This window comes from Candidatus Pelagibacter communis (assembly GCF_001179925.1).
Classification (GTDB): domain Bacteria; phylum Pseudomonadota; class Alphaproteobacteria; order Pelagibacterales; family Pelagibacteraceae; genus Pelagibacter; species Pelagibacter ubique_E.
This window is the reverse complement of record NZ_CVSF01000022.1, coordinates 1-9,103: the sequence shown is the minus strand read 5'-3', so window position 1 is coordinate 9,103 and position 9,103 is coordinate 1. Positions and strand designations below refer to the sequence as shown.

Here is a 9,103-nt window from a genome sequence, read left to right as displayed (position 1 = left end):
CCAAGAAACTCTTCTTACATCGATGTTTAGTTTATTACCCCAATAAATATGATTATCAATAAGAGCGGATAATAAATTATGAGCAGAAGTTATTGCATGAAAATCTCCAGTAAAATGTAAATTGATTTGTTCCATAGGAACTACTTGAGCATAACCTCCTCCAGCAGCACCTCCTTTTAATCCAAAAGATGGACCAAGACTTGGTTCTCTTAAACATACTATAGATTTTTTTCCAATTTTATTTAATCCATCATTAAGTCCTACAGATGTGGTAGTTTTTCCCTCACCTGCTGGAGTTGGGGTTATGGCGGTAACTAAAACTAATTTTCCATCTTTTTTGTCTTTCAAACTATCTAAATAGTTTAAATTAATTTTTGCTATATGGCGTCCCATTGGACTAAAAGCTGAACTTTCATCTGGTACATTAATCTTTGCTAAAATATCTTTAATCGGTTGCATTTTAGCTTCTCTTGCTATTTGAATGTCTGATTTTACTTCACTCATCAATAGTCTTTTTTAATTTAAGATTGAAGATTAGTATCTCTTTTTAAAGGCTTTGGAAATATCTAAAAATTATATATAAAAAAAATACGAACTATTTATACTGATTATTATAAAATTCTATTATGCAAAAATATTCAGTTTTTAACTTAATTAAAAATGCTCTCTCTAATCATGAGAATTGGGATTTAGCTTGGAAGGACCCAACACCTAAAAAAGAGTATGATGTGGTAATTATTGGTGGTGGAGGTCACGGCTTAGCAACTGCATATTACCTAGCAAAAGAACACAATATTACAAATGTTGCAATTATAGAAAAAGGATGGATTGGTGGAGGAAATGTGGGTCGTAACACTACAATAATTAGATCAAATTATATGCATGATGACAATGCATTGTTCAGTGAATTTGGAATGGACCTATGGAGAAAGATGAGCCAGGATTTAAACTACAACGTTATGTTCTCTCCAAGAGGAATAATAAATCTTGCTCACTCTGATGCCCAAATGAATGTTTATGCTAGAAGAGGAAATTCGATGCGGTTAAATGGAATTGACGCTGTTCTTTTAAACAGGGAACAGGTTAAAGAAATTATTCCAATGGCAGATTTTTCTGAGAATGTGAGATTTCCAATATTTGGTGGGTTAATGCAACCTAGTGCAGGCACAGCTAGACATGATGCCGTAGCTTGGGGTTATGCACGTCAAGCAGATTCAATGGGAGTCGATATAATTCAAAATTGTGAAGTCGTTGGATTTGATGTTTCAGGTGGAAAAATAAAAGGTGTAAGAACTTCACGTGGAGACATTAAAGCAAAAAAAATTGGATTATGTGTTGCAGGTAGCACAAACATCCTAGCAGAAAAGCTGAATATGAGATTACCAATAGAAACACATCTTTTACAAGCATGTGTATCTGAACCAGTGAAACCAGTTTTGGATAGAGTTGTTACTTTTGGTGCTGGACATTTTTATATAAGTCAATCAGATAAAGGTGAAATGGTAATGGGTGGTGATTTAGATGGATATAACAGCTATGCTCAAAGAGGTAACTTGCCAACTTTACAACATGTTTTAACAGAAGGAATAGCAATGATGCCTTTTCTCAGTAAACTAAAAATGCTTAGAACTTGGGGTGGAATAATGGATATGTCTATGGATGGTTCACCTATAATTGATAAAACTCATATTGAAGGTTTATATTTAAATTGTGGTTGGTGTTATGGTGGATTTAAAGCAACGCCTGCATCTGGCTGGACATTCGCTCACACTATTGCACAGGATAGGGTTCATGAATTGAATGCAGGATATAGTTTAGATAGATTTAATACAGGTCACTTACTTGATGAAAAAGGACTTGGGACTAAAACTTGGATCTCATAAATGCTTTATATTAATTGTCCGCACTGTGGAATGAGATCTCAAAATGAATTTTCTTATGGTGGAGATGCAAGTGTTATAAGACCGTTATTAGAAAAAGAAGTTTCTGATAAAGAGTGGGATGATTTTGTTTACAATAGAAAAAGTTTGAGAGGGAAACATTTAGAACTTTGGCAACATATCTTTGGATGTAGACAATGGATTAAAGTTGAGCGAGATACTGCAACTCATGAAATATTTAGAACTTTTAAGGCTGACGAGGAATTTGCCAAGTGACTCAAAATTTTAGAATTGAAAATGGTGGACTAATTAATAAAGATAAAAAATTATCATTTAAGTTTAATGGTAAATCCTATTTTGGTTATGAGGGTGATACATTGGCATCAGCTTTATTAGCAAATGGAGTTCATTTAGTTGGTAGAAGCTTTAAATATCATAGGCCTAGAGGTTTTTTTGGTGCAGGTGTTGACGAACCATATGCAGTAGTTCAACTTTATAGAAATGGTGAAACAGAGCCAAATATTAAAGCAACTGAGCAAGAACTTTTTGAGGGTTTAGAGGCAAAAAGTGTTAATTGCTGGCCTAGTGTAAATTTTGATATTGGTGCAATTAATAATTTTTTAAGAATTTTTTTACCAGCAGGATTTTATTACAAAACATTTATGTGGCCAAAAAGTTTTTGGTATAGAGTTTATGAACCGTTTATAAGAAAAGCTGCTGGTTTAGGTGTAGCTTCAACTAAACACGATAAAGAGAGATATGAACATAAGTATGAATATTGTGATTTACTAATTGCTGGATCTGGACCATCAGGACTAGCTAGCGCTTATGCTGCAGCAAAAAATGGTGCTAAAGTTATTTTAGCAGAAGATAAACCCAGGTTCGGTGGAACACTACTTACAAGTGATGTAAACATTGGCAATCAGTCAGGAAAAGATTGGTCAGAGGGAATTATCTCAGAACTTAAAGAGATGCCAAATGTTATCGTAAAAAATAGATCTCAAATTTTTGGTTACTATGATCATAATATGCTCGTAATGTCTGAAAAAGTTAGCGATCATTTACCAAAAACAAAAAAATATCATCCTAATAAAAGACTTTGGTATATAAGGGCAAAAGAAGTCTTAATATCTTCAGGGTCAATAGAAAGACCAATAGTTTTTGGTAATAATGATACACCAGGAGTCATGTTGTCGTCAGCAGCAAAAGAATATTTGAAAGTTTATGGAGTGTTAGTTGGAAAAAAACCATTAGTATTTACAAATAATGATAGTGGATACGAGACAGCAATCGAGTTTAAAAAAAATGGTATTGATCCAGTTATTTTAGACTCTAGAAAAAATCCTTCTTCAGAAATAATCGATGAGGCAAAGAACCTTGGAATAAATATAAAACTTTCATATGTTGTTGTTGCGGCCCAAGGTTACAAAAAAGTTAAGTCAGCGGATGTTGCAAGTATTTCAGAAGATAAAAAAAAACTTGGTAAAATAGAAAACATAAAATGTGACTGTATATGCGTTTCAGGATTTTGGACTCCAACAATTCATTTGGCCTCACAATCAGGAAATAAAACTAAATTTAAAGAAGAAATTGATGCATTTGTGCCTGGACAATCAAAACAAAACGAGACCACTTTAGGGGCTGCTAATGGAATATTTTCATTAGAAGAAACTTTAAAAACTTCAATGGAAGCTGGAAGTGAGTTATCTAAAAAAATTACTAAAACTGATAACAAAATTTCTATACCAAATATTGTTGAAAAAAAATCTTCTCAGCATGATAAGTTTTGGTGTGTTCCATTGCCTAAAGGAAAAAATTATAAAAGATTTTTAGATTTTCAAAATGATGTAGCTGTATCTGATATAGAAATAGCTTTAAGAGAAGGATATAGATCAATTGAACATGTAAAAAGATATACTACTCTCGGTATGGCAACCGACCAAGGTAAAACAAGTAATTTAAATGGTTTACAACTTGTGTCTGAAATTGAAAATAAGGTTGTTCCATCAGTCGGTCACACTACTTTTAGACCACCATATACACCGGTCTCAATTGGAGCAATCGTTGGAAGAGAGGTTGGAAAACATTCTAAGCCAACTAGAAAATCACCAATGCATTCATGGCATGAAAAAAATAACGCTATTTTTGTAGATGCAGGAGTTTGGTTAAGACCTAGATATTACAAAATAGGAAATGAAAATTTATTCGAAGCATCTAAAAGAGAAGCAAAAAATGTAAGGACAAATGTAGGAGTTTGTGATGTAACAACTTTAGGAAAAATAGATGTTAAAGGTCCCGATGCAGCTGAATTATTAAATAGAGTTTATACGAATGCTTGGCTTAAGTTACCTGTTGGTAAAGCTAGGTATGGTGTAATGTTAAGGGAGGATGGAATTGTTATGGATGACGGTACAACCACAAGAATTTCAGAAAATCATTATCATATGACAACAACTACAGCTCAAGCCGCAAACGTTTTATCTCATTTAGAGTACTATCTACAATTAGTATGGCCAGAACTGAATGTGAATGTAGTTTCGACTACTGAACAATGGGCAGGTGCTGCGATAGCTGGACCTAAATCAAGAAATGTATTGCAAAAACTATTTCCAAATTTAGATGTTTCAAATGAAGGGCTACCGTTCATGGGTTACGCAGAGGGAGATTTATTTGGAGTAAAAGCTAGAATTTTCAGGATTTCATTTTCAGGAGAGCTTGCTTATGAGATTAATGTTGAGTCTGATAATGGAAACTTTATGTGGGAAAAAATAATAGAAGTAGGCGAGGAATTTCGAATTCAACCATACGGCACTGAAGCACTTTCGACATTAAGAATAGAAATGGGTCATGTTGCTGGCTCAGAACTAGATGGCAGAACAATACCATATGATAATGGTTTAGAAGGACTGGTAAGCAAAAAGAAAGATTTTATTGGAAAGAGATCTTTACAAAAAAAAGCATTTGTTACTGAAGATAGACAACGAGTTGTAGGAGTTGTTCCTTTAGATAAAAAGACAAGTATACCAGAGGGTTCTCACTTGGTTAAAGATGCTAATGCACCATTACCAAATCCGAAATTGGGTCACATATCAGCATCATGCTGGAGCGTTGAATATGATAATCCATTTTCTTTAGCAATATTAAAAGATGGTAAAAACATGATTGGCGAAAAATTGTATGTTATGTCACCACTTAAAAATAAGGTAATTCCGGTAGAAATAGTTTCATCGCACTATGTAGATCCTAAAGGTGAGAGGGTTAGATCATGAGTACAATTTCACCTCTGGCAAATATTCATACACTAGGTGAATTTGGAGACTATGAGGATAAAAATGAAAATAACCTTTTAAAAATATCTGAGAATAAAGATTTATTAATTGTTCAAATATTTCAGTATAAAAATTCCACAGTTTCATTTGATAGTATTGATATAGATGGATTAAAACTTAAAAATGAACCATTGACCGTTATATCTAATAATGAAACGAGAGTTTTATGGAACGGTCCCAAGAACTGGCTTTTAGTATCAAGAAAAAAAGATTTAATTAATATTATATCAGAGAAGTTTTCAGATAAAGATTTTGCTATAACCGATTTATCAAATTCGAGAGCTATAATTGAAATAGAAGGGCACTTTGTAAAAGAAGTTTTAAAAAAAGGGTGTCCTTTTAATTTCAATATATTGAAAAAAAATAATTCGATAAATTCTATCTTTAATGGGATAGCTTTTACAGTTGATATGATAGATGATAATCCAAATAAAGTGAGGTTGTTTACTCTTAGAAGTTTTGGTGAGTCTTTATATCACTCTGTAACAGACTCTTGTTTAGAGTTTGGATATAAAGCGTTATAGGTTTATTTTCTTGTTGCAATATAAACACCAATTGTTGCTATTAAAAAACCAATTAGATCTACTTTAGTTAATATTTCATTTAGAAAAAACCATCCCATAAAAGCTGAGATAGCGGGTATTAAAAAAAATATTGAAACAGTTTTACTTGCTGAGTTTCTTTTAATCAAAAACATTAAGATTGTAAAAGCCCCGAAGGAAACTAAAAATATTTGATGACTCATTGCAATTAAAAAAGTAGGTGTAAAGTCTATAAATGCCTTTGTGAAAAATATAACTATTAACAGATGAAAAAAACAACCGCCTATAGCCTGATAAAAATTACTGACTGATAAAGGAAGGTTGTTGCTTAATTTTTTTTGCCATATAGTGGATGTTGTAATTGCAATTAAAGCGATTATAGTTGCTATCAAACCCAAGAAAGGTATTTTTGAACCTAAATCTATACCTAAAACTAAAGCTGCTCCAATAAATCCTAAGAAAGCACCAATCCATTGTTTAATTGAAACCTTCTCATTCAATATAGGGCCGCTAAGTAAATTAGTTAAGATTGGTTGCAAGGTTACAATTAAGGCAGCTATACCCGCTGGCATTCCAATTGAAATAGAAAAAAAAACACCTCCTAAATAAAATCCATGGAATAAAACTCCACTTAAAATAGACTCTATAAGATTTTTTTTTTTTATTATTACCGAATTGCGTGAGTAAACAGAAAATAAATAAAATCCTATTGCTACAAAAAAAAATCTAAATGCTAAAGCTGCAAAAGGATCACTATAATCGACGATTGGCTTTGTGGTAATAAAAGCAGAAGACCAAAGAAGAATGAAAATAAAAGGATAAATTCTGATCATTTTAGGTTTTATAAATAAATTCAGCTTACATTTGAGTCTCAAATTTAGTTAAATTTGTCCATGAAAATAAAGCTTTTAAGTAAAATAACTAATTCTATCTTGAGTTGTATAACGAAATGTATAAGATTCGGCATGTTTATGATTAACAAAAAAATAATTTTGAGATGAAATTTAGATTTATCAAAATAATTACGATTTTAATTTCGTTTTTCTTTTTGACAGGATTTTTGCCTGTTTTTTCTATACTCGGACCAAGTGTTACAGCTATTGCCTCTGGTAATATATACAAAGCTGGAGCCCAATACATGATTAATAAAACAATCGAAGATACGACGGGAAAAAATTCTTTAACTTTTGTTAAAGATAAAATTGAAGAAAATAATGAAAAAAAAAATCTTAATAAAGAACTTATGCAACTAGTTGAAAAAAGAATAAAACTTACAAGAGCAAAACTAGACCTTCAAAATATCAATCGATAATTTTTAAATAAATTAAATGTTTCTGTTTGCTTTCTTTACACCATAATTCATAACTCTCACACATTCTCCATAAATGATCAAAGGCTCTCTGAGAAATTTCAAGAGGATAGTGGCTCTTTGCATAATATAATTCAGGAAATTGAATTAATTGCTTTACAGATAAATCTTTTTGAATATGAAGTAATCTAAGTGTCTCTGCAGGTATTTTTTTTTTTGATACCTTTTCAATTAATTCATCATGAAATTTTCCACTACTTATTTCATTATAGGTTGTTGATCCAATAAAATTTTCTATTGCATTAATGTTTGAAATTTCAGGATTTTTTTTCTTTATCTCACAAACTTTTGAGTAAATTGCTTCTGCAACAAGTATGACATAAGGCTTTTCTTTAGATGACATTATCTATTGTTATATTTCTTCATAGCAGAATTAGCTAAAATCAAATTTGGGTCTAAAAATATTTTTGACGATTTAATCGTCTTGAATGGTTTGTAAGCGAATATAGCAATTGGAAGTTCTGTACATCCAAGAATAATTTTTTTACATCTTTTTTTGATTAAATAATTTATCGCTGGCTTAATTGCTTTATTTGCTAATTTTACTTTTCCCATCTTTACTAGTTTAATAGCTTTATTGACAGACTTAATTTGAATAGAATTATTTGGAAAAACTAAATTGTAATTTTTATCAAAAAACTTGTTATAGACACCTGTTTTTAGAGTTCCTTCTGTAGCAAGCAAACCAATTGATGAATTTTTTCTACATCTTTTTTTTGCGTACATAAAAACCTCTTTAGGCATGTTTATTATTGGTAAGTTAACTTTCTTTTTTAAGTCATCGTACCAATAATGAGCTGTATTACAGGGTATGACTATAAATTTACAATTACTTTTTTTTAAAAGATCACAACCATAAATTAAACTTTTTAAAACTGATAAATATTTTTGTTTATTTTTTTTATTACTTATTTTTCTTGATAGCTTTCCTGTATGAATACCTATTGACTCAGGTCTCCCTGGTATATTTGATTTGTTGTAAAGTAAAAACAACGGATAATCCTGATCGATCTTTCCTCTGTATAGAATTGCAAGCTTATTACAAAAATCAAGACCTGCTTGAGTTCCCATTCCACCTAAAATACCAATCATAATAATTTTTTAAATTTCACTAGTAGAATAGTTCATTGGCTATAAAAATAAATTAATTCTTAATTTAAAAATAAATTAAATCTATAGCCAATTAATTTATGTGAAAATTATGCAGTTTTTAAGTTAACTGCTGAAGGACCTTTAGGACCATCTTCAACATCGAAAGTCAAAGCTTGACCCTCATCTAAACCGTTCATACCAGCATCTCTTACTGCTGAAACATGTACAAACACATCTTTTTCTTTATCTTCTCTTTCAATAAAACCAAAACCTTTGGTTGGATTGAACCATTTAACTTTTCCTTGTAGACTCATATTTATCTTCTTACTTTTAGTTATATTAATTTATTACTTATAATTAAGTAATTAGCGCTTTGTTTATAAAATTTTTAGATTTGTCAACAAATTTGATTGATTATTTGTTTTTTATAGTCAACTGTTGTCTATTAGCTTTGATAAATAAAGAGAGTTAGTATCATCTTTATAGTGGGCAAATGGTGCGCAAGGTTTGAACCCGCATTTATCAAATAACTTTCTTGCAGGGGCAAAAAAGTCACCAGCACCAGTTTCAATGCTTATTCTTTTAATTTCTAATTTTTTTGCCTCTTCAATCAAGTGATTTACAATTTTTATTCCAAATCCTTTACCTCTAAAATTATCATGAACCCTAATTGATTTAAATTCTCCATGGTTGTTTTCTAGAAACTTCAAAGCTCCACAACCCATCAATTGATTATCATACCATAAACTCCAAAACTTTATTGAAGATACTTTTAGTCCAGGTATATCTAATACATGAGCACTACCCTCTGGCGATGCATCTCTCAACTCAATAAAATGTTTCTTTAGAAGTTGATTAACTTCAGGATGATCAAAATTATCCTCTATTGAT

The 9,103-nt window shown here is 31.1% G+C and carries 11 protein-coding genes; 5 read left to right on the top strand and 6 right to left on the bottom strand.

The annotated features are described in order from the left end of the window. On the bottom strand, nt 1-504 hold a 504-nt coding region (locus AMN70_RS01725), incomplete at its 3' end, for a formate--tetrahydrofolate ligase (RefSeq protein ID WP_143323399.1). A gap of 122 nt (nt 505-626) precedes the next feature. Here AMN70_RS01725 and AMN70_RS01720 point away from each other — a divergent pair. From AMN70_RS01720 to AMN70_RS01705, 4 genes are read left to right on the top strand one after another with little or no spacing between them, the layout of a single operon-like run. Further along, a complete protein-coding gene (locus AMN70_RS01720) occupies nt 627-1,883 on the top strand; it encodes a sarcosine oxidase subunit beta family protein (protein WP_075501293.1) in 1,257 nt (418 codons plus the stop codon). Beyond that, complete coding sequence (locus tag AMN70_RS01715) at nt 1,884-2,156, top strand: sarcosine oxidase subunit delta (protein WP_075501292.1); 273 nt, start codon at nt 1,884-1,886, stop codon at nt 2,154-2,156. Further along, nucleotides 2,153-5,149, top strand: a complete 2,997-nt coding sequence (locus AMN70_RS01710; protein WP_075501291.1) for a sarcosine oxidase subunit alpha family protein — start codon at nt 2,153-2,155, stop codon at nt 5,147-5,149. The genes AMN70_RS01715 and AMN70_RS01710 overlap by 4 nt, the downstream gene beginning before the upstream one ends. After that, nucleotides 5,146-5,733, top strand: a complete 588-nt coding sequence (locus AMN70_RS01705) for an aminomethyltransferase family protein (protein WP_075501290.1) — start codon at nt 5,146-5,148, stop codon at nt 5,731-5,733. The genes AMN70_RS01710 and AMN70_RS01705 overlap by 4 nt, the downstream gene beginning before the upstream one ends. A 2-nt stretch (nt 5,734-5,735) precedes the next feature. Here the strand turns inward: AMN70_RS01705 and AMN70_RS01700 are convergent, their stop codons facing one another. Beyond that, nucleotides 5,736-6,584, bottom strand: a complete 849-nt coding sequence (locus AMN70_RS01700) for a DMT family transporter (protein ID WP_075501289.1) — start codon at nt 6,582-6,584, stop codon at nt 5,736-5,738. A 164-nt stretch (nt 6,585-6,748) separates the two neighbouring features. Between AMN70_RS01700 and AMN70_RS05615 the strand changes: the two genes are divergently transcribed. After that, entirely contained in the window at nt 6,749-7,063 is a 315-nt protein-coding gene (locus AMN70_RS05615; RefSeq protein ID WP_143323398.1) for a hypothetical protein, read from the top strand. Here the strand turns inward: AMN70_RS05615 and AMN70_RS01695 are convergent. From AMN70_RS01695 to AMN70_RS01680, 4 genes are all read right to left on the bottom strand, one after another. Next, the gene (locus AMN70_RS01695) at nt 7,053-7,463 is read right to left on the bottom strand and encodes a hypothetical protein (RefSeq protein WP_075501288.1); all 411 of its coding nucleotides are present in this window, start codon (nt 7,461-7,463) and stop codon (nt 7,053-7,055) included. The genes AMN70_RS05615 and AMN70_RS01695 overlap by 11 nt on opposite strands. After that, entirely contained in the window at nt 7,463-8,212 is a 750-nt protein-coding gene (locus AMN70_RS01690; protein WP_075501287.1) for an aspartate/glutamate racemase family protein, read from the bottom strand. Before AMN70_RS01690 ends, AMN70_RS01695 begins: the two co-directional genes overlap by 1 nt. 107 nt (nt 8,213-8,319) lie before the next feature. Beyond that, nucleotides 8,320-8,526, bottom strand: a complete 207-nt coding sequence (locus tag AMN70_RS01685; RefSeq protein WP_008545539.1) for a cold-shock protein — start codon at nt 8,524-8,526, stop codon at nt 8,320-8,322. A gap of 117 nt (nt 8,527-8,643) precedes the next feature. Beyond that, nucleotides 8,644-9,103 (bottom strand): GNAT family N-acetyltransferase (locus tag AMN70_RS01680; protein ID WP_102133133.1); only part of this gene is annotated, 460 nt, incomplete at its 5' end.